The sequence below is a fragment of the Methylobacterium jeotgali genome (assembly GCF_022179345.1).
GTDB classification, from domain to species: domain Bacteria; phylum Pseudomonadota; class Alphaproteobacteria; order Rhizobiales; family Beijerinckiaceae; genus Methylobacterium; species Methylobacterium jeotgali.
Genome location: NZ_BPQR01000041.1, coordinates 1 through 23,859 on the forward strand (window position 1 = coordinate 1; position 23,859 = coordinate 23,859).

Annotated in this window: 17 protein-coding genes; 14 read left to right on the top strand and 3 right to left on the bottom strand. The window is 70.3% G+C overall.

Going from position 1 to position 23,859, the window contains the following annotated elements; translation table 11 throughout:
• The first annotated feature begins 228 nt into the window (after positions 1-228).
• The 12 genes from MFF04_RS12145 (at position 229) to MFF04_RS12200 (ending at position 11,947) form a co-directional block, all read left to right on the top strand.
• Entirely contained in the window at positions 229-1,179 is a 951-nt protein-coding gene (locus tag MFF04_RS12145; RefSeq protein ID WP_238276110.1) for a heme o synthase, read from the top strand.
• A gap of 23 nt (positions 1,180-1,202) precedes the next feature.
• On the top strand, positions 1,203-1,379 hold the full coding sequence (locus tag MFF04_RS12150) for a cytochrome c oxidase system small membrane protein (protein WP_502692914.1): 177 nt from the start codon (positions 1,203-1,205) through the stop codon (positions 1,377-1,379).
• 12 nt (positions 1,380-1,391) lie between these two features.
• Entirely contained in the window at positions 1,392-1,994 is a 603-nt protein-coding gene (locus tag MFF04_RS12155; protein ID WP_238276111.1) for a cytochrome c oxidase assembly protein, read from the top strand.
• Positions 1,995-2,125: 131 nt separating this feature from the next.
• Entirely contained in the window at positions 2,126-2,983 is an 858-nt protein-coding gene (locus MFF04_RS12160; protein ID WP_238276112.1) for a cytochrome c oxidase subunit 3, read from the top strand.
• Positions 2,984-3,111: 128 nt separating this feature from the next.
• The gene (locus tag MFF04_RS12165) at positions 3,112-3,483 is read left to right on the top strand and encodes a DUF983 domain-containing protein (RefSeq protein ID WP_238276113.1); all 372 of its coding nucleotides are present in this window, start codon (positions 3,112-3,114) and stop codon (positions 3,481-3,483) included.
• The gene (locus tag MFF04_RS12170; RefSeq protein ID WP_238276114.1) at positions 3,480-4,241 is read left to right on the top strand and encodes an SURF1 family protein; all 762 of its coding nucleotides are present in this window, start codon (positions 3,480-3,482) and stop codon (positions 4,239-4,241) included. The genes MFF04_RS12165 and MFF04_RS12170 overlap by 4 nt, the downstream gene beginning before the upstream one ends.
• A gap of 60 nt (positions 4,242-4,301) precedes the next feature.
• Entirely contained in the window at positions 4,302-4,730 is a 429-nt protein-coding gene (locus MFF04_RS12175) for a DUF4864 domain-containing protein (protein ID WP_238276116.1), read from the top strand.
• 72 nt (positions 4,731-4,802) lie between these two features.
• Positions 4,803-6,215: a threonine synthase gene (gene thrC / locus MFF04_RS12180; protein WP_238276118.1), complete on the top strand. Its 1,413-nt coding sequence runs from the start codon at positions 4,803-4,805 to the stop codon at positions 6,213-6,215.
• 2 nt (positions 6,216-6,217) lie between these two features.
• Positions 6,218-7,513: a M16 family metallopeptidase gene (locus MFF04_RS12185; RefSeq protein ID WP_238276120.1), complete on the top strand. Its 1,296-nt coding sequence runs from the start codon at positions 6,218-6,220 to the stop codon at positions 7,511-7,513.
• Between the two features lie 195 nt (positions 7,514-7,708).
• On the top strand, positions 7,709-10,573 hold the full coding sequence (locus MFF04_RS12190; protein WP_373320033.1) for an EAL domain-containing protein: 2,865 nt from the start codon (positions 7,709-7,711) through the stop codon (positions 10,571-10,573).
• A 161-nt stretch (positions 10,574-10,734) separates the two neighbouring features.
• Positions 10,735-10,965, top strand: coding sequence for a hypothetical protein (locus MFF04_RS12195; RefSeq protein ID WP_238276124.1), 231 nt, complete (start codon positions 10,735-10,737; stop codon positions 10,963-10,965).
• A 34-nt stretch (positions 10,966-10,999) separates the two neighbouring features.
• A complete protein-coding gene (locus MFF04_RS12200) occupies positions 11,000-11,947 on the top strand; it encodes a ferredoxin reductase domain-containing protein (RefSeq protein WP_238276126.1) in 948 nt (315 codons plus the stop codon).
• Between the two features lie 105 nt (positions 11,948-12,052).
• Here MFF04_RS12200 and MFF04_RS12205 read toward each other — a convergent pair whose 3' ends face one another.
• Complete coding sequence (locus MFF04_RS12205; RefSeq protein WP_238276128.1) at positions 12,053-14,587, bottom strand: glycogen/starch/alpha-glucan phosphorylase; 2,535 nt, start codon at positions 14,585-14,587, stop codon at positions 12,053-12,055.
• Between the two features lie 280 nt (positions 14,588-14,867).
• Here MFF04_RS12205 and MFF04_RS12210 point away from each other — a divergent pair, with 280 nt between their 5' ends.
• A complete protein-coding gene (locus MFF04_RS12210) occupies positions 14,868-16,493 on the top strand; it encodes an alpha-amylase family glycosyl hydrolase (protein ID WP_238276130.1) in 1,626 nt (541 codons plus the stop codon).
• 161 nt (positions 16,494-16,654) lie between these two features.
• Complete coding sequence (glgA, locus tag MFF04_RS12215; protein WP_238276132.1) at positions 16,655-18,172, top strand: glycogen synthase GlgA; 1,518 nt, start codon at positions 16,655-16,657, stop codon at positions 18,170-18,172.
• A 76-nt stretch (positions 18,173-18,248) separates the two neighbouring features.
• On the opposite strand, the gene glgB is transcribed toward glgA, so the two are convergent.
• A complete protein-coding gene (gene glgB / locus MFF04_RS12220) occupies positions 18,249-20,558 on the bottom strand; it encodes a 1,4-alpha-glucan branching protein GlgB (protein ID WP_238276134.1) in 2,310 nt (769 codons plus the stop codon).
• Positions 20,559-23,825: a maltose alpha-D-glucosyltransferase gene (gene treS / locus MFF04_RS12225; protein ID WP_238276136.1), complete on the bottom strand. Its 3,267-nt coding sequence runs from the start codon at positions 23,823-23,825 to the stop codon at positions 20,559-20,561.
• Positions 23,826-23,859: the final 34 nt, after the last annotated feature.

A 23,859-nucleotide genomic window follows, 5' to 3' on the forward strand; every position in this document is an offset into this window, starting at 1 on the left:
TCGGCGAGAAAGGGTCTTGTCGGTCCGCCCTTTCCGGAAAGCCGCGCCGGCGGATTTCGGGGAAGGGCGGGGGCCGCCGTGCCGGCGGCCCCCGCCCTTCCCCGAAATCCGCCGGCGCGGCTTTCCGGAAAGGGCGGACCGACAAGACCCTTTCTCGCCGAAGTGCCTGGAACTGTTCCGGTTCGGCTCTGCCACGGAGCCGGCGTTCCCGCAGCAGCAGTGATGTCGATGACGAGCGTAACGAACACCCTCCCGAGCGGCGACGCCCGCATCCCGGCGGCCAGCGTCGGCGGCGACGTGCCGGACTACTTCGCGCTCCTGAAGCCGCGGGTGATGGCGCTCGTCATCTTCACCGCGCTCGTCGGCATGGTCGTCTCCCACGGGCATGTGCAGCCGATCGTCGGCTTCATCTCGCTCCTGATGATCGCCATCGGCGCTGGCGCCTCCGGCTGCCTGAACATGTGGTGGGACGCCGACATCGACGCGGTGATGACCCGCACCGCCAAGCGGCCGATCCCGGACGGGCGCATCCGTCCGGACGAGGCGCTCGCCTTCGGCCTCGTGCTGTCGGTCGGCTCGGTGCTGGTGCTCGGGCTCGCCGCGAACTGGCTCGCCGCGGGCCTGCTCGCCTTCACGATCGTCTTCTACGCCGTGATCTACTCGATGTGGCTGAAGCGCACGACCGCGCAGAACATCGTCATCGGCGGCGCCGCCGGGGCCCTCCCCCCGGTGATCGGCCAGGCCGTCGTCACCGGCTCGGTCGGGATCGAGTCGCTCGTTCTGTTCGCGATCATCTTCATCTGGACGCCGCCGCATTTCTGGGCGCTGGCGCTGGTCAAGGCCGGCGAGTACGCGCGGGCCGGCATCCCGATGATGCCGAATACCGCCGGGCCGGAGTCGACCCGCCGCCAGATCGTCGCCTACACGCTGCTCCTCGCTCCCCTCGGCCTCGCCCCCGTGGCGCTGGGCTTCGGCGGCCTGATCTACGCGGTCGTCGCCCTTCTCGGCGGCCTCGCGATGGTGGCGTTCAGCATCCAGGTGCTGCGCCATCGCGAGGGCGAGGCCGAGAAGCGCGCCGCCATGGGCATGTTCGGCTTCTCGATCCTGTACCTGTTCGCGCTCTTCTCCGCGCTGCTGGCCGAGCAGAGCTTCGGCCTGTTCCGGGCGGTGATCGCGTGAACGGCGCCCCCGACAGGGCGCGGATCGAGGGCGGAGAGCGGCCCGAGCCGCCGCGCTATCCGGCCCTCACGCCGGACGAGGAGCGCCGCCGCCGCAAGCGGTCGATTGCCATTGCGCTGGCGCTTGGCGCGATGGTGGTGCTGTTCTTCGTGCTGACCATCGCCAAGCTCGGACCTCAGGTCCTCAACCGGCCGCTCTGAGGGAGGACCGGCATGGCCAACCCCTTCGGAAACGCGACCGGGCGCACCGCCCTCGCCTGCGCGGCTGTCGTCGTGGGCATGACCGGCCTCGCCTTCGCGTCGGTGCCCCTCTACGACGCCTTCTGCAAGGCGACCGGCTTCGGCGGCACGCCGCGCCAGGGGCCTGCGCCGAGCGCCGCCGTGGCGCGCTCGGGCGATTCCCTCGTCGTTCGCTTCGACACCAACGTTGCCTCGAGCCTGCCCTGGAGCTTCCGGGCCGAGACCCCGAAGGTCGAGGCGTGGCTCGGCGAGACGACCACGGTCTTCTTCCGCGTGCGCAACGACGGCCCCGTGCCAGCGACCGGCGTGGCGACCTTCAACGTGCAGCCCGAGCTGATGGGCGGCTACTTCGTGAAGGTGCAGTGCTTCTGCTTCAACGAGCAGACCCTGCAGCCCGGCGAGACCATGGACTTCCCCGTGGTGTTCTACGTGGAGCCGGCGATGCGCGAGGATTCGAACACCGGCCATCTCAGCGAGATGGTGCTGTCCTACACCTACTTCGCTGCCAAGAACGGCGTGCCGGCGCAGGCTGCGGTCGCAGGCACGGGTGCCGCGAAGCGGGAGACGCGTTTCTGACGCGCGGCAAGCGTGACAATAGACGCGGGCGGACATAAGGACTTTCGGGACGGGCCCTCGCGGGCCGTGTCCCCGGGATCGAAACGATAACAGCCGAGCCGCGAAGGCCGGGGGCGAGGAGAGACGGGACGATGGCCGAGGCGCACGCCAAGAACCACGATTTTCACATCCTGAGCCCGAGCCCGTGGCCGCTGATCGGCGCCATGTCCGGCTTCCTGATGGCCTTCGGCGCCGTGTTCTGGATGAAGAGCCTCCAAGTCGGCACCCTGAGCCCCGGCCCCTACATCTTCGGCGCCGGCGTTATCGGCGTGCTCTTCACGATGCTGTCCTGGTGGAAGGACGTCGTCCACGAGGCCAACAGCGGCGACCACACCCGCGTCGTCCAACTCCATCACCGCTACGGCATGATGATGTTCATCGCCTCCGAGGTGATGTTCTTCGTCGCCTGGTTCTGGGCCTTCTTCGAGGCGGCGCTCTACACCGCCGACCCGATCCAGCCGACCCGCGTGGAGTTCACCGGCGGCGTCTGGCCGCCGAAGGGGATCGAGGCCTTCGACCCCTGGCACCTGCCGCTTCTCAACACGCTGATCCTGCTGACCTCGGGCACCACGATCACCTGGGCGCACCACGCCCTGCTGAAGGGCGACCGCAAGGGCCTCAAGTACGGTCTCTGGCTGACGATCCTGCTCGGCGTGATCTTCAGCGCCTGCCAGGCCTACGAGTACGCCCACGCCCATTTCGGCTTCTCGGGCAGCATCTACTCGTCCACCTTCTTCATGGCGACGGGCTTCCACGGCGCGCACGTCATCATCGGCACCATCTTCCTCGCGGTGTGCCTGTACCGGGTCTATCTCGGCCAGTTCACGCCCCGGCAGCATCTCGGCTTCGAGTTCGCCGCCTGGTACTGGCACTTCGTCGACGTGGTGTGGCTGTTCCTGTTCGCCGCGATCTACGTCTGGGGCTCGGGCATCGGCCACGCCGCCCACTGAGGGCAGCGATCCGACGCATGGCGGCTGTGCGGAAAGGGCGGCCTCGGGCCGCCCTTTTTCGTGAGAAACGGTCCCATATCAGGCGCAGGGCGCCGCCTTCCGGCGGCGAGGCGCCAGGAGCGATCCCGATGACACCTCCCGAGATGCGGCCGGCCCCGATCCCGACCGGTCTGAGCGGCCGCTGCCCCCGCTGCGGCGAAGGGCACCTGTTCAAGGGATTCCTCGCCCTGCGGCCGTCCTGCGAGGCTTGCGGGCTCGACTATGCGGGCTTCGATTCCGCGGACGGCCCGGCCTTCTTCGTGATGTCGATCGTCGGCCTCGTCGTGGTCGGCCTCGCCCTCTGGCTGGAGATCGCCTACGAGCCGCCGATGTGGGTGCACGCCCTCGTCGCGGGCACCCTCTCCATCGGCCTCAGCCTGCTGCTGGTGCGGCCGCTGAAGGGGATGCTGATCGCGCTTCAATACGCCAACAAGGCCGAGCAGGGGCGCTTCCAGCGGTGAGCCCCGAGCCGGCCGCCCGACGCGGGGCGTTCCGCACGCTCGCCGCACCGGGGATCGCGACGCTCGTATGCCTCGCGATCCTGCTCGGGCTCGGCACCTGGCAGCTCACCCGCAAGGGCGAGAAGGAAGCGCTGATCGCCCGCATCGTCGAGCGCTCCCGCGCCGCGCCCGAGGCGCCGCCGGCACCGGCGGAGTGGCAGCCCGCGCGGGACGAGTTCCGTCACGTCGCCGTCGCCGGCCGGTTCGACAACGGCGCCGAGACGCTCGTGCACGGGCTCGCGCCCGGCACCGTGCCGGGGCGCGCCCGGCAGGGCTTCTACGTGATCACGCCCTTCAAGCGCGACGACGGCAGCGTCGTGCTGGTCAATCGCGGCTTCGTGCCGACCGAGCTCAAGCGCCGGGAGGACCGGGCGGACGGGCTGGTCGAGGGCGAGACGACGGTCACGGGCCTCCTGCGGGCGAGCGAGACGCGGGGCGCGTTCGTGCCTGAATCCGATCCCGTCAAGGGCGAGTGGTTCACCCGCGACGTGCCGGCGATCGCCGCGGCGCGCGGGCTCGGAGCGGTCGCCCCGTATCTCATCGAGGCGGACGCCGCGAAGGCGCCGGGCGTTCCGGCGACCGCCTGGCCCCAGGGCGGACAGTTGCGCGTCGACCTTCCCAACAACCACATGCAGTACGCCTTCACCTGGTTCGGCATCGCCGCCTGCCTGATCGGCGTCTTCGCCGTCTTCGCCTGGGGCCGGCTGCGGGCGCGGTAGCGCAGGCGCTTGCCGGAGGCGCGAGCCCATCTACTTCCCGGATGTCCGCGGAGACGTCCGATGCGCGCTAAGCCCCGAGCCGTCCTGACGGCACTCCTTCTCTCCGGCATGGCGTCGAAGGCGCTCGCCCTCGACGAGGCGGACCGCATGGCCGCCCGCGCCGCCATCACCCGGCAGGTCGAGGCCTTCGGGCGGGACGATGCCGGCGCGGCCTACGCGCAGGCGGCACCGGGCATCCAGGCGCTGTTCCCGACGCCCGAGGTGTTCCTCGGCATGGTCCGCACCCAGTACCGGGCCGTCTACCGTCACCGCAGCTTCGCTTTCGCCGACACGCGCGAGACGGGCGGCGACGCCCTGCGCCAGGGCGCGCGGATCCAGGACGAGGACGGGATCGACTGGGAGGCGGAGTACGGCGTGGAGCGCCAGGCGGACGGCACGTGGCGCATCACCGGCTGCCGCCTGACCCGCGCGGCGGGCACCAATACCTGACCGCCCGGCCGGTCCGGCGCTTCGACACCGCCGCCGCCTTCGTGTAGACGGGGCGCCTTGCCGGAGGCCCCCTTGCTCCACGTCTCGACCCGCGGCGACGCCGCGCCGCTCTGCTTTTCCGACGCCCTCCTCGCCGGTCTCGCCCGTGACGGCGGCCTCTACGTGCCCGAGAGCTGGCCGCGCCTGTCGCGGGAGGAGATCGCCGGGCTCGCCGGCCTGCGCTACGCGGACGCCGCCAAGCGGGTGCTGCGTCCGCTGATCGACGGCGAGATCGCCGATGCGGATCTCGACGCGATGATCGAGGCCGCCTACGCGACCTTCCGGCACAGCGCGATCTGCCCGCTGACGCAGCTCGACGACAACCTCTTCCTTCTGGAGCTCTTCCACGGCCCGACGCTCGCCTTCAAGGACGTGGCGATGCAGCTCCTCGGGCGGCTGATGGACCACGTGCTGCGCGCCCGCGGCGCCCGCGCGACCATCGTCGGCGCGACCTCCGGCGATACCGGCAGCGCCGCTGTCGAGGCCTTCCGCGGCCTCGATCAGGTCGACGTGTTCGTCCTCTACCCGCACGGCCGCGTGTCGGACGTCCAGCGCCGGCAGATGACGAGCGTCGGCGCCGACAACGTCCACGCGCTCGCCGTCCACGGCACCTTCGACGACTGCCAGGACATCGTGAAGGCGATGTTCCAGCACGCGGACTTCGCCGACGCGGTGCGGCTGTCGGGCGTCAACTCGATCAACTGGGCGCGGGTCGCGGCGCAGGCGGTCTACTACTTCACCAGCGCGGTGGCGCTGGGCGCACCCCATCGCGAGGTGTCCTTCGCGGTGCCGACCGGCAACTTCGGTGACATCCTCGCCGGCTGGGTCGCCAAGCGCATGGGCCTGCCGATCGGCCGCCTGATGATCGGCACCAACGCCAACGACATCCTGGCGCGCACCCTGGAGCACGGCGCCTACGAGCTGCGCGGCGTCCAGCCGACCACCTCGCCCTCCATGGACATCCAGATCTCCTCGAACTTCGAGCGTCTTCTGTTCGAAGCTCTGGACCGGGACGCGACGCAGCTCGGGCGCCTGATGGCGGGTCTGAAGCAGTCGGGCGGCTTCACCGTGCCACCGGACGTGCTCGAGAGGGTCCGCTCCGAGTTCGACGCCGCTTCCGTGCCCGAGCCGGAGGTGATGGACGAGATCGGCAAGACCCACGCCGCCACCGGCGTGGTGCTCGACCCCCACAGCGCCATCGCCGTGCGGGCCGGCCGGCGCCTGCTGGCGAAGGACCCGGCGACGCCGGTCGTGGCGCTGGCCACCGCGCACCCGGCCAAGTTCCCCGACGCGGTGGAGCGGGCGACGAGCGGCGTGCGCCCTGCCCTGCCCCCGCACCTCGCCGACCTGATGGACCGGCCGGAGCGCGTCACCGAGGTCGCCAACGATCAGGCGGCCGTCGAGGCGCTGATCCGCGAGCGCGCCCGCATCACGCGGGGCGCCTGAGCATGAACCACCACTTCTCGACGCATGGCGCCTCGCCGGGCCTGCGCATCAGCCGACTCGACAACGGCCTGACGGTGGCGACGGAGGCGATGCCGGGCATCGCCACGGCCACCCTCGGCGTCTGGGTCGGGGCCGGCTCCCGGCACGAGCGGCCGGAGGAGCATGGGCTCAGCCACCTCATCGAGCACATGGCCTTCAAGGGCACGGCGACGCGCTCCGCCCGCCGCATCGCCGAGGACATCGAGAACGTCGGCGGCGAGATCAACGCCGCCACCAGCACCGAGGGCACCAGCTACACCGCCCGCGTCCTCGGCGAGGATGTCGGCGTCGCCCTCGACGTGATCGGCGACATCCTCACCAACTCGGTGTTCGAGGAGGGCGAGCTCGCCCGCGAGAAGGGCGTGATCCTGCAGGAATACGCCGCCGTCGAGGACACCCCCGACGACGTGGTCTACGACGCCTTCGCGGAGGCCGCCTTCCCCGATCAGCCGATCGGCAGGCCGATCCTCGGGCGGCCCGAGACGATCCGCAGCTTCGACCGCGCGGCGATCGAGGGCTATCTCGCCCGCGAGTACACGCCCGACCGCATGGTGCTCGCCGCCGCCGGCGCCGTCGACCACGACGCGATCGTCGAGGCGGCCGGCCGCCATCTCGGCGCGCGCCCGGCCTCGTCGGACGCGACGACCGTTCCGGGCGTCTACCGGGGCGGCGAGCGGCGCATGAAGCGGCGGCTCGAGCAGGCGAACCTCGTGCTCGGCCTGCCCGGCGTCTCTTTCCGCGACGAGACCTACTACGCCCTGCACATCTTCTCGCAGGTGCTCGGCGGCGGCCTCACCTCCCGGCTCTGGCAGGACGTGCGCGAGACCCGCGGCCTCGCCTACGAGATCCAGGCCTTCCACTGGCCCTTCTCGGATTGCGGCCTGTTCGGCATCGGCGCCGGCACGGCGGGCGAGGACATCCCGCAGCTGATCGACGTGACGCTCGCCGCGCTGCGCCGGGCGACGCGGGACGTCGAGGAGGTCGAGATCGCCCGCGCCCGCGCCCAGCTCAAGCTGTCGCTGCTCTCCGCCCTCGAGGCGCCCGGCGGACGCATCGAGCGCAACGCCCGGCAGCTTCTCGCCTGGGGCCGGGTGATCCCGACCGAGGAGGTCGTCGCCAAGGTCGACGCCGTCACCGTCGAGGACGTGCGCGCCGCCGGCGCCGCGCTGCTCGACGGCGCACCGACGCTCGCCGCCATCGGACCGATCGCCAAGCTGCCCACCCTCGGACATGTGACAGACGGCCTTCGCGCCGCCTGACACGCTCTGCGTGCGCGACCGGAGCATGTTTTGGCCGCAAACCCGCGCGATCCGGGGCCCGGCCTCGCACGAAGAAGACGTGGGCCGCGCCGTCGGGACGGCTCGCGCACCTTGCCCGCGCGAGACCCCGCTTCTACGACTGCGCGTAACCTGAGCCGTATTCGCTGACGCTGGCCCGGCCGGAATCCTCGCTTGGTGCGCACTCTCCTCCTCACGCTCGTCCTTCTGCTCGGCGCCCTCGTGCCGGCGCGCGCCGTCGAGGCGGTGCGCGTGACGCTCGACGCGCCGGTCATCGACCTGACGGGGGCGATCGAGCGCTACCGCTCGGACGGCGACCTCATCCAGATCTCCACGGCGCCGGGCAAGGACGGCATCGTACGCCGCATCCAGGTGAAGGCCCGCGATGCCGGCGCCCGCCCGGACTGGATGGTCTTCGCGCTCACCAACGACACCGACGAGCAGATCGACCTGCTGCTCGTGGCTCCCCACTTCCGCCTGGTGGATTCGGGCGTGGTCTGGCCCGATCTCGGCGGCTCGCGCATCGCCGCGATCACCGCGAGCCAGGGTATCCGCCCGGAGCGCGACGAGAACCCGGAGGCCGACCAGTTCGTCATCACCCTCGATCCCGGCACGACCGTCACCTTCGTCGCCGAGCTGCGCGGTCCCAACATCCCGCAGGTCTACCTCTGGGATCAGGAGGCCTACCGGAAGAAGTCCACCGGCCTGACGCTCTACAAGGGTATCATCATCGGCATCGCCGGCCTGCTGGCGCTGTTCCTGACGATCATCTTCGTGGTCAAGGGCGCGATCATCTTCCCCGCCGCCGCGGCGCTGGCCTGGTCGGTCCTGGCCTATGCCTGCATCGATTTCGGCTTCCTGCAGCGCATCTTCCCCGTCACCGAGCTGGCGGAGCGGGTCTATCGGGCCTCCGCCGAAGCCGTGCTCGGCGCCACGCTCCTCGTCTTCCTGTTCGCCTACCTCAACCTGTCGCGCTGGCACGTGCGCTACAGCCACGTGGCCTTCTTCTGGCTCGCCTTCCTCGCAGGCCTCGTGGCGCTCGCCGCCTTCGACCCGCCGGTGGCGGCGGGCGTGGCACGCATCTCGATCGCGGCGGTGGCGGGCGTCGGGCTTCTGCTCATCGTCTACCTCGCCGCCCATAACGGCTACGACCGCGCCATCCTGCTGGTGCCGACCTGGACGCTGCTCCTCGTCTGGGTCGCCGCCGCCGGCTTCGCCATCACCGGCCAGATCGGCAGCGACCTCGTGCAGCCGGCCCTCATCGGCGGCCTCGTGCTGATCGTGATGCTGATCGGCTTCACGGTGATGCAGCACGCCTTCGCCGGCGGCAGCCTCACCCACGCGCTCGTCTCGGACACCGAGCGCCGGGCGCTGGCCCTGACGGGGGCCGGGGACGTGGTCTTCGACTGGGACGTGCCGGGCGACCGGGTCTTCGCCGGACAGGAGGTCGAGAGCCAGCTCGGCCTGAAGCGCGGCGCGCTCGAAGGCCCGGCCTCGAACTGGCTCGGCCTGCTCCACCCCTTCGACGTCGAGCGCTACTCGGCGGCCCTCGACACGGTGATCGAGGAGCGGCGCGGCCGCATCGTCCACGATTTCCGCCTGCGGGCGGCGGCCGGGGCCTACTACTGGTATCGTCTGAAGGCGCGGCCGGTGATCGGCTCCGACGGCGAGGTCATCCGCATCGTCGGCACGCTCGCCGACGTGACCGAGGTGAAGACCGCCGAGGAGCGCCTGCTCCACGACGCGGTCCATGACAGCCTCACCGGCCTGCCGAACCGGGAGCTTTTCCAGGACCGGCTCGACGCCGCCCTCACCTTCGCCGCGCAGGACGCGCGGCTGAAGCCCACCGTGATCGTCCTCGACATCGACCGCTACAAGGCGGTGAACGACGCCATCGGCCTCTCGGCGGGCGATTCCATCCTGCTCACCCTCTCGCGCCGCCTCGGCCGGCTGCTGCGCCCGCAGGATACGCTCGCCCGCGTGGCCGGCGACGAGTTCGCGGTGATCCTCGTCTCCGAGCGCGACCCGGACCGCATCCTGGCCTTCGCCGAGATGATCCGGCGGACCATCGCCACGCCGATCACCTACGCCGATCGCGAGATCTTCCTCACCGTCTCCGTCGGCATCGCCCTCTACGAGGCGGAGTCGGTCCACAAGCGCGAGGAGGTGTTCAAGAACGCCGAGCTCGCGATGATCCAGGCCAAGCGCGGCGGCGGCGACCGCAGCGAGGTGTTCCGCGCCACCATGCGCGCCGACCGTTCCGACCGGCTGATGCTGGAGAGCGACCTGCGCCGCTCCGTCGAGCGCGGCGAGATGAAGGTGCTGTTCCAGCCCATCGTCCGCCTGGAGGACCGCACCGTCGCCGGCTTCGAGGCGGTGCTGCGCTGGGACCACCCGAAGCTCGGGCGCGTGCCGGCCTCGACCTTCATGCCGGTCGCCGAGGAGAGCGGCTTCGTCGTCAACCTCGGCATCCTGGCCCTGGAGCGGGCGGCCCTGGAGCTCGCCGTCTGGCAGCGGGCGCTGGAGGTCGAGCCGCCGATCTTCGCCACCGTCAACGTCTCCTCGCGCCAGCTCCTGCGCCACGACCTCCTGCACGACGTGAAGACCGTGCTCGCCCGCTCCGGCGTGCTGCCGGGCTCGCTCAAGCTTGAGTTCGTCGAGGGGCTGGTGATGGAGAACCCGGAATACGCGGCGCAGATGCTGGAGCGCATCCACGCGCTCGGCGCCGGCCTCTCGCTCGACGATTTCGGCACCGGCTACACGGCGCTCTCCTATCTCCAGCGCTTCCCCTTCGACATGATCAAGATCGACCAGAGCTTCGTGCGGCAGGCGGCGGCCGGGAAGAGCACCATGCTGCGCTCCATCGTGCGCATGGCCGGCGAGCTCAACCTCGCCATCGTGGCCGAGGGCGCGGAGTCGGAGGAGGACGCCCAGGTGCTGGCCGAGCTCGGCTGCGAGTACGCGCAGGGCTACGCATTCGGCGATCCGCTCACGAGCCAGCAGGCGCGCCAGCTCGTCGGGGCCGCGCAGGAAGTCGCTTGAGACACGACGGGACCGTGTTTCGCGGATCGACTTAAAGCCGCCTTAACCATAAACGCGCTGAATGCTTCCCCGGACGCCGCATCGCGGCGGCGAGCGGACGCGGAGTGGGCGCGATGATCGAGACGGCGCGAAGGGCTCGCGAGCGGCGGAGCAGCGACATCGTGCGTCGCGTGATGATCCGCCCGATCCAGGCCGCCCGGCGCTCGGAAACGATGCCCGTCCGGGAGGTGCCCGCCCGCCCCGACGGCAGCTTCGAGCGCATGCAGGCCGAGGTGGCGATCATGAAGGCCGTTCTCGTCGCGGAGCGCGCCGAGACGGAAGGCCTTCGCGCGCGCCTCCGAGCCCTCTCCGAGCGCCGCCGCGGCGACGACCTTCAGCGCGTGCCGGCCTGAGCCGGCCGCGACGCACGATCTCGGAGAGCCGAGCATGAGCCGGCGCTGCTCACTCGTCGTCAACGGACGCGCCGTGCGCGTCTCGCCGGGCGATACCTCCGTCGAGGCCGCCGTGGCCGACGGCATGATCGCACCCGTCCAGGGTGCGCACGGCACGGCCATGCTCGGCCAGGGGCCGGGACCGTCGCCGCGCCGCTCGGCCGCACGCGGAATCCGGCCGGAGCCGAGCCGCCTCGCGGCCCTGCCCCTCGCCGCCGAGGCACCGCGCGCGGAGAGCGCGGCGCCGGTGCGCGTCGAGACGCGGCCCGGCACGCTCACCGAGGTCGCCGCCCTCTCACCGCACGTCGTACAGGCCGTGGTGACGCTGCGGCGCCCGCTGAAGCTGGAGCCGGGCCATCAGGTCGGCCTCGCCTTCGAGGGGCAGGAACCGTCGCTCCTCTGCCCGACGCTGCGGGTCGACGGGAGCGCCGAGCTGAACGAGCTCGTCTTCCACCTGCCGCGCGGCGGCGCGGAGCCGAGCCTCGGCGACCGGCTTGGAACCGAGATCGCGCTCCGGGCGCCGGTCCAAGCCACGGGCCCCGAGGGGCGCGCCGCTTATCGCACCGGCGGCGGCCGCCTGGTCATCGTGTCGGAAGGGTGCGGCTTCGCGCAGGCGTGGTCCATCGCCAGAGCGGCCCGCTACATCGAGATGGATCGCGAGATGGCGCTGGTGGTCGGCGCCACCGACCCGCTCGACCTCTACATGCGCCCGGCGCTCGACTGGCTGCGGGCGACCGGCGTGAGCCGGATCACCCTCACCAGCACGCGCTCGCGGCAGCGGCCGCCGGACGTGCGTCCGGGGCCTCTGACGGCCCATGTCCCGCACCTGCTGACGACCGACGTCGTGCATGTCTGCGCCGGTCGCGCGGCGGTCGAGGCCGTGGAGGTCCTGGCGGCGGCGGCGGGCGCCCGCTGCCACGCCGTGGTGCTGCCGGAAGGCTGAGACGCCTCGGAGCCGTGCGACCCGACCCGCATAGGGGCGGACGCGGCTCCCCGTCGCGGCGCGCATTCCTCCGGCGAAGCAGAGATTGCTTCGCCGGAACGCGCATTATGCAACGCGCACGCGCCAGATCTCCTCGGCGTATTCCCGCATGGAGCGGTCGGAGGAGAACCACGCCATCCGCGCCGTGTTGTGGACTGCCTTCGCCCACCACGCTTTCGGCTCGGCCCAGGCCCGGTCGATCTCGCGCTGGGCGCGCCAGTAGTCGTCGAAGTCGACGGTGAGCAGGTACTGGTCGCGGTAGCGCAGGTCGTCCACGAGGGCGCGGTAGCGGCCGGGATCCTCCGGGGAGAGGCGGCCGGACGCGATCATGTCGAGAACGGCGGCCAGACGCGGCGACTGCCGGATGGCCGCCTGCGCGTAGCCCGGTTCCTGCATCCGGTCGAGCACCTCGGCGGCGGTGAGGCCGAAGATGAAGATGTTCTCCGGGCCCACGTGCTCGCGGATCTCGACATTGGCGCCGTCGAGGGTGCCGACGGTCAGCGCGCCGTTGAGGGCGAGCTTCATGTTGCCGGTGCCCGAGGCCTCCATGCCGGCGGTCGAGATCTGCTCGGAGAGATCGGCGGCGGGGATGATCGCCTCGGCGAGGCTCACCGAGTAGTTCGGCAGGAACGCGACCTTGAGGCGGCCGGCTACCTCCGGATCGTCGTTGACGGCGCGGGCCACGTCGCAGGCGAGCTTGATGATGAGCTTGGCGCGCACGTAGCTTGGGGCCGCCTTGCCGGCGAAGATCTTGACCCGCGGCGTCCAGTCCCGGTGCGGCTCCGCCTTGATGGCTTGGTAGAGCGCCACCGTCTCCAGGATGTTCAGGAGCTGGCGCTTGTACTCGTGGATGCGCTTGATCTGCACGTCGAACAGCGCCGAGGGATCGATGTCGATGCCGGTGCGCTCGGAAACGATGACGGCGAGCGCCTCCTTGCGGCCGCGCCGGACGGCGGCGTAGCGGCGGACGAACTCGGAATCCCGGGCGAAGGCATCGAGCCCGCGCAGGAGCGAGGGATCGTCGAGAACGCCCGGCCCGACTGCCTCGACAGCGAGCGCCGTCAGCTCCGGATTGGCGTTGTGCAGCCAGCGGCGGAAGGTGATGCCGTTGGTCTTGTTGACGATCTTATCCGGATCGAGCGCGTGCAGGTCCTTGAAGACCGTCGAGCGCATCAGGTCCGTGTGGAGCGCCGAGACGCCGTTGACCCGCCGCGAGCCGTGGAAGGCGAGGTGGCCCATGCGCACCCGGCGGCCATGGGTCTCGTCGATCAGCGAGACGGCGGCGAGATGCTCGGCGCCGCCCTGGCCGCTCTTGCCGCGCTCCTCGAGATGCATCCAGTTGATGAGGTAGATGATCTGCATGTGGCGCGGCAGCAGCCGCTCCATCAGCTCGACCGGCCAAGTCTCCAGCGCCTCGGGCAGGAGGGTGTGGTTGGTGTAGCTGAGGGTGCGGGTGGTGACGTCCCAGGCATCCTCCCAGCCGAGCGCATGATCCTCCAGGAGGACGCGCATCAGCTCCGGCACGGCGATGGCCGGATGGGTGTCGTTGAGCTGGATCGCGGCGTGGTCGGCGAGCGAGCGCACGTCGCCGCGCTCGGCCACGTGCCGGCGCACGAGGTCCTGGATCGAGGCCGAGGTGAAGAAGTACTCCTGGCGCAGGCGCAGCTCCTGCCCGGCGGGCGAGGAATCGCTCGGGTAGAGCACGCGGGAGATCGCCTCGGCGCGGGCGCGGGCCGCGACGGCGCCGACATGGTCGCCGTCGTTGAAGCGCGCGAGATCGATCGCGGACTCGGCTTCCGCCTTCCAGAGGCGCAGCGTGTTGACGTGGCGCCCCCGCCAGCCGACCACCGGCACGTCGTAGGCGACCGCCTTCACGGTCTCGGCCGGCGCCCAATGGCGGCGGATCACGCCCTCGCTCGCCATGCTCATGGTGACGCTGCCGCCGAAGCCGATCGTGTAGGTCGCCTCGGGGCGGGCGAACTCCCAGGGGTTGCCCTCGGCGAGCCAGGTCTCGGGCGCCTCCCGCTGCCAGCCGTCCTCCAGGGACTGTCGGAACAGGCCGTGATCGTAGCGGATGCCGTAGCCGATCGCCGGAATCGACAGGCTCGCCATGCTTTCCATGAAGCAGGCGGCCAGACGGCCGAGCCCGCCATTGCCGAGCGCGGCGTCCGGCTCGGCGGCCTCGACATCCTCCAGCGCGACGCCGAGCTGGGCGAGCGCCGCCTTCGTGGTCTCGAACAGGCCGAGATTGTTCAGGGCGTCGGAGGTGAGGCGCCCGATCAGGAACTCGAGGGAGAGGTAGTAGACGCGCTTGTTCGGCACCGCCGCATCGGAGGCCACGCAGGCCTCGACGATCCGGTCGCGCAGGGCGAGCGCCGTCGCGGCGTACCAGTCGCGCTCGCGGGCGTTGGCCGGGCTCCTGCCGATGGCGAAGGCGAGCTTGCCGAGGATGGCCTCGCGCATCTCGGTCACGGCGTCGGCCGCGACCGGCCTTGCCGGGACGGAGTGCAGCGGCTGCGCCGGCTCGATGGAAGAGCGCCGGTCTCCCGCGCCCTTCGAATCCTCGACTTGCCCGAGCCCGGGCAGGACCTCGTTCAGCATCGTGAATCCCCCAATCGGCCTCGTAGGGCCGGATCGCGCTCCTGGCCGGTGGCCGGATCGTCGAGCCGACATCGTGTCGCAAGGCGGAACGCTTGTCGAACCGTTCCAGGTCGAACGGTTAGCGCAGCAAACGTCATGCCCGGCATCTGTGTTCCAGTCGACACAGCCATGAGCCTGTGTCGAGCTTTGGACCGAAACAGGCCGGGATTTTGACGACGGACTCTTGAAGAGGACCTGAACGAGGCAACCTCACGCCCACGGGCTCGAACCGGAGGCGTCGATGGCTGCGAGCGAGGGGTCCGGGGTCCGCCGTCCGACGGCGTGGTGGCAGCGGGGGACCGTCTATCAGGTCTATCCGCGCTCCTTTCAGGACACCAACGGCGACGGCGTCGGGGACCTGCGTGGCATCACCGCCCGGCTCGACTACCTCGCCTGGCTCGGGATCGACGCGGTCTGGATCTCGCCGATCTTTCCCTCGCCCATGGCGGATTTCGGCTACGACGTCGCCGACTATTGCGGCATCGACCCGCTCTTCGGAACGCTGGAGGATTTCGACGCGCTCGTCGCGCAGGCCCATCGCCGGCGGCTCAAGGTCATCCTCGACTTCGTCCCGAACCACACCTCCATCGCGCATCCCTGGTTCCAAGAGGCGCGCGCCTCGCGGCAGAGCCCGCGGCGGGACTGGTACATCTGGCGCGACCCGGCGCCCGGCGGCGGGCCGCCGAACAATTGGCTGAGCAACTTCGGCGGCCCCGCCTGGACCTTCGACGCGGCGAGCGGACAGTACTACTACCACGCCTTCCTGCGGGAGCAGCCGGACCTCAACTGGCGCAACCCGGCGGTGCGCGCGGCCATGCACGACGTGCTGCGCTTCTGGCTCGACCGGGGCGTGGACGGCTTCCGCGTCGACGTGATCTGGCACCTCATCAAGGACGAGGGCTTCCGCGACAACCCGGCGAACCCGGATTTCCTCGCGCACGAACCCGAGATCAACCGCTTCACCCAGGTCTATTCCGCGGACCGGCCGGAGGTCTTCGACGTAATCTCCGAGATGCGCCGCGTGCTCGACGCCTACGAGGAGCGCGTGCTGATCGGCGAGATCTACCTGCCGATCGAGCGCCTCGTCGCCTATTACGGGCCGAACCTCGACTGCGCCGACCTGCCCTTCAACTTCCAGCTCATCCAGACGCCGTGGCGGGCCGACGCCGTGGCGGAGCTGGTGCAGAACTACGAGGCGGCGCTTCCCGAGGGCGGCTGGCCGAACTGGGTGCTCGGCAACCACGATCGACCGCGCATCGCGGCCCGGATCGGCCCGGATCAGGCGCGCATCGCCGCGATCCTGCTGCTGACCCTGCGCGGCACCCCGACGCTCTACTACGGCGACGAGATCGGCCTCGGCCACGTGCCGATCCCGCCGGAGCGGGTCCAGGATCCGTGGGAGCGCAACGAGCCGGGCCACGGGCGCGACCCGGAGCGGACGCCGATGCAGTGGGACGACGGCGACAATGCCGGCTTCTCCGACGCCGAGCCTTGGCTCCCGCTCTCGAACGACTACCGCACGCGGAACGTCGATTCGCTGCGCGATGCCTCGGGGTCGATCCTCACGCTCTACCGCATCCTTCTTGCATTGCGGCGAGAGCATGCCGCCCTTGCGGAAGGCGCATACCGGACCTGCCAGGAGGGAGTCGACGGGGTGTTCGCCTACGAGCGCTACGACGCCGTTGCAACCTTCCGGATCGTGCTGAACTTCACCGACGAAGATCGGATCTGCGCTCTGCCGGACGGAGCGGCCTGGACCGTTCTCCTGTGCAGCCACGGCGGCCGAGGGGGCGACCGGATCGACGGAAGAACGGCGTTGCGTCCGTCAGAGGGGCTGGTGCTCCTGCGTGCCGACGCGGCCGGCTGATTATTGCAACGCAACGAAAATGAACCGAATATTAATCACGCCGATGGCGTGAATTGTGCGTCGCGAAGGAACCGTCGCGCGCAGAGGGGGTTGGCATGTCGGCTGGGCTCGTCACGGCAACGCTTCGGCCCGGATCTGTCGTGACCCGCGGGAAGATCGTGATGGCGTATGAGGACCGGTCCGGCACGGCGACCGCCGGGGGCCCTCTTTCGGCCTTGCCCGACATCCGCGCCTCGCTTCAGACCCGCATCCTCTACGCCACGCCGGAGATGGCCGATTTCGTGAAGACCGGCGGCCTCGGCGAGGTCGCCGCGGCGTTGCCCCGCGCCCTGCGCCGCGACTTCGATGTCCGCGTGCTCATTCCCGGTTATCCGAGCGTCACCCGCGCCTTTCCCTACATCCCCGTCGTCGGCCGCCTCGAAGGCCATGCCGGTCTGCCCGCCTGCCAGCTCGGGCTCGTCGAGACGGCGGACGGCCTGCGGGTCTACGTGCTGCTCTGCCCCGAGCTCTACGAGCGGGACGGCTCGCCCTACGGCAACGCCCGCGGCGACTTCGCCGACAACGACATCCGCTTCGGCCGCCTCAGCCTCGCCGCCGCCGATCTCGCCCTCGGCGCCGACCCGGCCTGGGCGGCCGACCTGCTGCACCTGAACGACTGGCAGGCGGCGCTGGCGCCGGCCTACCTCGCGTGGCGCGGTGCCCGCGTGCCGAGCGTCCTGACCATTCACAATCTCGCCTATCAGGGGCTGTTTCCCCGCGAGAACCTCGGGCGCCTCGGCGTGCCGGACTACGCCTTCCAGATGAACGGCGTCGAGTTCTACGGGCAGCTCTCCTTCCTCAAGTCGGGGCTCTACTACGCCTCCCACGTCACCACCGTGAGCGACACCTACGCCCGCGAGATCACCACGCCCGACGCCGGCTGCGGCCTCGACGGGCTGCTGCGCACCCGCGCCGCGCAGGGGCGGCTGACCGGCATCCTCAACGGCATCGACGAGAGCTGGGACCCGCGTACGGATCCGCATCTCGCCACGCGCTTCGATGCCGACGACTGGAAGGGCAAGCGGGCGAATGCCGAGACCGTGCGCCGCCAGTTCGGCATCGCCGTCTCGCGCGGGCCGCTCTTCGCCATTGTCTCGCGGCTCGTCCATCAGAAGGGCATCGATCTCAGCCTGGAGATGGCCTCGACCATCGTCGAGAACGGCGGCCAGCTCGTCGTCATCGGCCAGGGCGAGAGCCGGTTCGAGGACGCGCTGCGCGGCCTCGCCAGACAGCGTCCGGACGCGGTGGGCGTGCGCGTCGGCTTCGACGAGACCGATGCGCGCCGCATGTTCGCGGGCAGCGACTTCCTGCTGATGCCCTCGCGCTTCGAGCCCTGCGGCCTCGCGCAGATGTACGCGCAGCGCTTCGGCTCGCTGCCGATCGTGCGCAAGACCGGAGGCCTCGCCGACACGGTCGAGGACGGCGTCACCGGCTTCACCTTCTCCGAGACCTCGGGGGGCGGGTTCGCCGGCGCCGTCAGGCGCGCCTTCGAGACCTTCGCGCAGACGAAGCGCCTGAACGCGATGCGCCGCAACGCCATGGGCCGCACCTTCGGCTGGGACCTCGCGGCCTCGAGCTACGCCGGCCTCTACAGCCGCGCCATGGGCAACGGCGCGGCCCAGCGCTGGCGCGCCGCCTGATCCGTCGGCTGGTTCCCGAACGAGAAAAGGGCCGCTTCCAAGAGCGGCCCTTTTCGTTTCGAGAGGCTTCTACAGCCTATCCCTGGAGCACGAAGATCATCGTTCCGAGCGGCGGCAGGGTGAGCGAGAGCGATTGCGCCTGGCCGTGGCTTGGCGTCGGGTCCGTGCCGAGACCGCCGTGGTTTCCGACGTTCGAGCCGCCATAGGCTTCCGCGTCGGAGTTGAACGCCTCGCGATACCAGCCGGCGGCGGGAACGCCGACGCGGTAGCCTTCCCGCGGCACGGGCGTGAAGTTCGAGACCACGATGGCGATCTGCCCCGGCTCGGTGCCCTTGCGGGCCCAGGCGATGACGCTGTTGTCCTGGTCGTCGGCCACCAGCCACTCGAATCCGGCGCCCTCGGTGTCGCGGGCGTAGAGGGCCGGCGTCGAGGTGTAGAGGCGGTTGAGGTCGCGGATCACGTCCTTGACGCCGCGATGCAGCGGATCGTCGAGGTGGTGCCAGTCGAGGCTGTGATTGTGGTTCCACTCCCGCTCCTGGCCGAACTCGCCGCCCATGAAGAGCAGCTTCTTGCCCGGATGCCCCCACATGAAGCCGTAATAGGCGCGCAGGTTCGCGAACTTCTGCCAGCGGTCGCCGGGCATCTTGCCGAGCATCGAGCCCTTCCCGTGCACGACCTCGTCGTGGGAGAGCGGCAGGATGAAGTTCTCGGAGAAGGCGTAGAGCAGCCCGAAGGTCAGGTCGTGGTGGTGATAGCGCCGGTGGATCGGCTCCTTCGAGATGAACTGCAGGGTGTCGTGCATCCACCCCATGTTCCACTTGAAGCCGAAGCCGAGGCCGCCGGTGTAGGTCGGATGTGACACCCCCGGCCACGAGGTCGACTCCTCGGCGACGGTGATGGTGCCCGGCGCGTGGCTGTAGGTCGCCTCGTTGGTCTTCCTCAGGAAGTTGATGGCGTCGAGATTCTCGTTGCCGCCGTACTGGTTGGGGATCCACTCGCCGGCTCGCCGGGAGTAGTCGAGGTAGAGCATCGAGGCGACGGCATCCACGCGCAGGCCGTCGAGATGGTAGTGCTCCAGCCAGAACCGCGCGTTGGCGGCAAGGAACGTCGCCACCTCGGTGCGCCCGAAATTGTAGATGTAGGTGCCCCAGTCCTGGTGGAAGCCCTGGCGGGGGTCGGCGTGCTCGTAGAGATGCGTGCCGTCGAACAGGCCGAGGCCGTGGGCATCGAGCGGGAAGTGGCCCGGCACCCAGTCGAGCATCACGCCGATGCCGGCCTCGTGGGCCGCATCCACGAACTCCGAGAAATCCTCCGGCGTGCCGAAGCGGCTCGTCGGCGCGTACATCGAGACCGTTTGGTAGCCCCACGAGCCGTCGAACGGGAACTCCGTGATGGGGAGCATCTCGATATGCGTGAAGCCGAGCTCCTTCACGTAGGGGATGAGCCGGGCTGCGAGCTCCTTGTAGGTGAGGTAGCGGTTGCCCTCCTCCGGCACACGCGCCCAGGAGCCGAGATGGACCTCGTAGATCGAGATCGGCGTATGCCGCGGGTCCTTCTCGCCCCGCGTCGCCATCCACTGCGCGTCGCGCCAGGAACGGTCCCGCAGCCCGTACATGACGGAGGCCGTCTCCGGCGGCTTCTGCGTGGCGAACGCGACGGGGTCGGCCTTCAGCGGCACCAGCGATCCGTCGGGCCCGCGCAGCTCGTATTTGTAGTGCCCGCCGGCCTTCAGGCCGGGGATGAACAGCTCCCAGATGCCGCCATCCTGCCAGAGGCGCATCGGGTGGCGGCGGCCGTCCCAATCGTTGAAGTCGCCGACCACGCTCACCCGGCGTGCGTTCGGCGCCCAGACGGCGAAGCGGAAGCCGGCGATGCCGTCGAGCGTGCCCTGATGCGCGCCGAGCACGCGGTAGACGGTGTTGGTGCCGATCTCCCGGAGCGCGGCGACATCGCTCTGGTCGATGGAGGAGCCGAAGCCGTAGGGGTCGTGGCGGCAGCGGCGCACGCCGTCATGACCCTCCAGCTCCAGCTCGTAGAGCGGCCGGCCCTGGCTCGCGACGCGGGCGACGAAGAAGCCCTCCGGGTGTCGGCGCTCGAACGGGATGCGCTCGTCCCCGACGATGAGCGTCGCCGCCCGCGCGTCCGGCAGGACGGCGCGGACCTCCCAGGCCCCCTCGCCGACCTGATGGGGACCGAGGATCGAGAAGGGATCGCCGTGGTTGGCCGCCATGATCGCGGCGACGGCGTCGGGATGCAGGCCGGTGCCGGAGGCGTCCTTGCCCGGCGCCCTGCCCTTCCTCGCGGCGATCGGCGCGACACCCGCCGACCCGGACTTGCCCGATGACGCGCCGGTCCTGGTCGCGAACGTCTCGTCGGTCTCCGTCATTCAGCTGCCTCTCTGCGTTTCGTCCAGAATGCTGAGAACCCCGCGAGACGGGATTTCGATCCAGTCGGGACGGTTGTTGGCCTCGTAATCGACCTCGTAGAGCGCCTTGGTCAGCAGGCTGAGCCGCAGCAGCCGGTCGTGCGTGTCGGCATCCTCCACCGCGGCGCGCGTGCCGGCGACGGCCGCCTCGTAGCCCGCCAGGAAGGCTGCATCGATCATGCCGCGCCAGGCGATCGAGGCCCGGCGGGCCCGCTCCTCGGCATCGGCGAAGCGGGTCGCGATCTGCCGTGTCACGGCCTCGGCGCCGTAGGCGAAGGAGCGCAGCATGCCGGCGACGTCCCGCAGCGGCGTCGACTTCAGGCGCCGCTCCTCGGCCGGCCGCGAGGGCTCGCCCTCGAAGTCGACGATGACGAGGTCGCCCTCGGAGGCGAGCACCTGACCGAGATGGTAGTCGCCGTGGATGCGGATCTTCCACGCGCCCTTCGGCGGGCGGGCGGTGAGCTCGTCGATCAGGCGCTCGACCTCGGCGCGACGTGTATGAAGCGTCGCCGAGGCCGGCTTGCCGGCGTCGAGCCCCCGCTCGATCATCTGCGTCAGCGCCGCGAAGGCGCGGTTCGCCTGATGGCGGGCGTCGCGGGCGAGCAGGTCGAGATCGGATTCGTCCATCGCCTCGGCGGCGAAGGCGGGATCGTCCGTGGGCATGGCGAAGGCGGCATGCATCTCCGCCGTGCGGCGGCCGAGCAGCTCCGCCCAGCGCAGATGCGGCGCGAAGGCCTCCTCCGGCGCCGGCGCCTCGCTCTCGGGGGCGAGCACCACCGTGTCAAAGTCGCGCCGCAGCCCCTCCAGCATCAGCGTCCAGGCATCGCCCTGGTTGAGGACGAAGCGCTGGAGCACGGCGAGCGCCGTGCGGGTGCCGTCCGCCGCGACGTGCTCCAGGGTGCCCAGCAGCGCCGGGGTGTTGGCGAAGCGCGCCTCCTCGGTGAGGAAGCGGCCGACCTCGACCTCCGGGTGCGTGCCCGGCTGCAGCCGCCGCAGCAGCTTGAGCATCATCTTCGAGCCGATGGCGATCGAGGTGTTGCTCTGCTCGGCCTTGAGGCGTCGGACCTCGCCGGCCTCGAAGGGCAGCTCGTGGTCGAAGGCGGAGGTGGTCGAGAACACGAGCGCGCCGTTCTCGGTGGCGATCTCGCGGCCCTGCTTCATGCCTTCGACGAGACAGATCGCGAAGTCCGCGGAGCCGGCGGCGCCGTAGATCAGGCCCGTGCGTGGCCCGCGCCGGACGCGGGCGACGGCGAACTCCATGAGCGCCTCGTCCTCGCGGCCCTCGTCGACGCCGATCGGCACGAAGTAGTCCTGCTGCTCGCCGTTGGCGAGGTTGACGGCGAGCCGCGTCATCAGGAAGCGCGCGTCGCCGACGCCGTCCTCGATCGGCGCGCAGTCCGTGACCTGCACGCTCTTGATGCGCGAGCCCTTGGCGCCGAACCAGCGGCGGCTCGTCAGGAAGGGCGGCACCACGGTGCGCTCGAAGGCGACCCGCTCGCGGCCCTTCATCAGGGTCTCGATGCCGCCCGTGAGGACGAGGGTGAACAGCTCGGGCGGCTCGGGGCTCGGCCCGACCTGACCGCTGTTCGCGGCGCTGACCCGGAACCAGTAGAAGCCGTAGGCCGGCAGCGTCAGCAGATAGGGCAGCTCGCCGATGGCCGGGAACTCGGTGCCGCCGGTCAGCTCGATCGGCACGGCGCTGCGCAGCTCCGACAGGTCGAGCTGGACGGCCTGCGGCGCCCGCGAGAGGTTCGCGACGCACAGGATGCGCTCGCCCTCGAACTCGCGGATCCAGGCGAGCACCTTGCGGTTCGAGGGGTAGAGGAACTGCATGGTGCCGCGTCCGAGCGCGACCGAGTTGTTGCGGATCGCGATCATGCGCCGCGTCCAGTTCAGGAGGCTCGTCTGCGAGTAGGCCTGCGCCTCGACGTTGATGGCGTCGAAGCCGTAGACCGCATCCTGCACCGCCGGCAGGAACAGCCGCTGCGGGTTGGCGCGGGAGAAGCCGCCGTTGCGATCCGGGGACCACTGCATCGGCGTGCGCACGCCGTCGCGGTCGCCGAGATAGATGTTGTCACCCATGCCGATCTCGTCGCCGTAGTAGAGCACCGGCGTGCCGGGCATCGACAGGACGAGAGACTTCATCAGCTCGATCTTGCGCCGGTCGTTCTCGAGGAGCGGGGCGAGGCGGCGGCGGATGCCGAGGTTGATGCGGGCGCGCCGCTCGGCGGCGTAGAACGACCAGAGGTAGTCGCGCTCCTCGGCGGTCACCATCTCGAGCGTGAGCTCGTCGTGGTTGCGCAGGAAGATGGCCCACTGGCAGCCCTCCGGGATCTCCGGGGTCTGGCGCATGATGTCGGTGATCGGGTGCCGGTCCTCGCGCGCGATCGCCATGTACATGCGCGGCATCAACGGGAAGTGGAATGCCATGTGGCACTCGTCGCCCTCGCCGAAATACTGTGCCGTCTCCTCCGGCCACTGGTTGGCCTCCGCCAGCAGCATCCGGTCGGGATAGCTGGCGTCGAGCGCCGCGCGGATCTTCTTGATGACCGTGTGGGTCTCGGGAAGGTTCTCGCAGTTCGTGCCGTCGCGCTCGATCAGGTAGGGAATCGCGTCGAGGCGCAGGCCGTCGACGCCCATGTCGAGCCAGTAGCGCATCACCTCGATGACGGCCTCGAGGACGGCCGGGTTGTCGAAGTTCAGGTCCGGCTGGTGCGAGTAGAAGCGGTGCCAGAAATACTGCTTGGCGACCGGGTCCCAGGTCCAGTTCGAGACCTCGGTGTCGAGGAAGATGATCCGCGTGTCGGAGTAGACGTCGTCGCGATCCGACCAGACGTAGAAGTTGCGCTCGGGGCTCCCCGCCGGCGCCTCGCGGGCCGCCTGGAACCAGGGATGCTGGTCGCTGGTGTGATTGATCACGAGCTCGGTGATGACGCGCAGGCCGCGCTCGTGGGCAGCGTCCACGAAGGCCCGGAAATCCTCCATGGTGCCGTAGGAGGCGTTGACGTCGCGATAGTCGGCGATGTCGTAGCCGTCGTCCCGCAGGGGCGAGGGATAGAACGGCATCAGCCAGATCGCCGTGACGCCGAGGTCGCGGACGTAGTCGAGCTTCTGCGTCAGCCCCTTGAAGTCGCCGATGCCGTCATCCGTCGAGTCGAAGAAGGACTTGACGTGGATCTGGTAGATAATGGCGTCGCGGTACCATTGCGGGTCGCTGCGATCGATCATCGCGTCGCTGCCTCGTAAGCCGAGTCTTGCATCG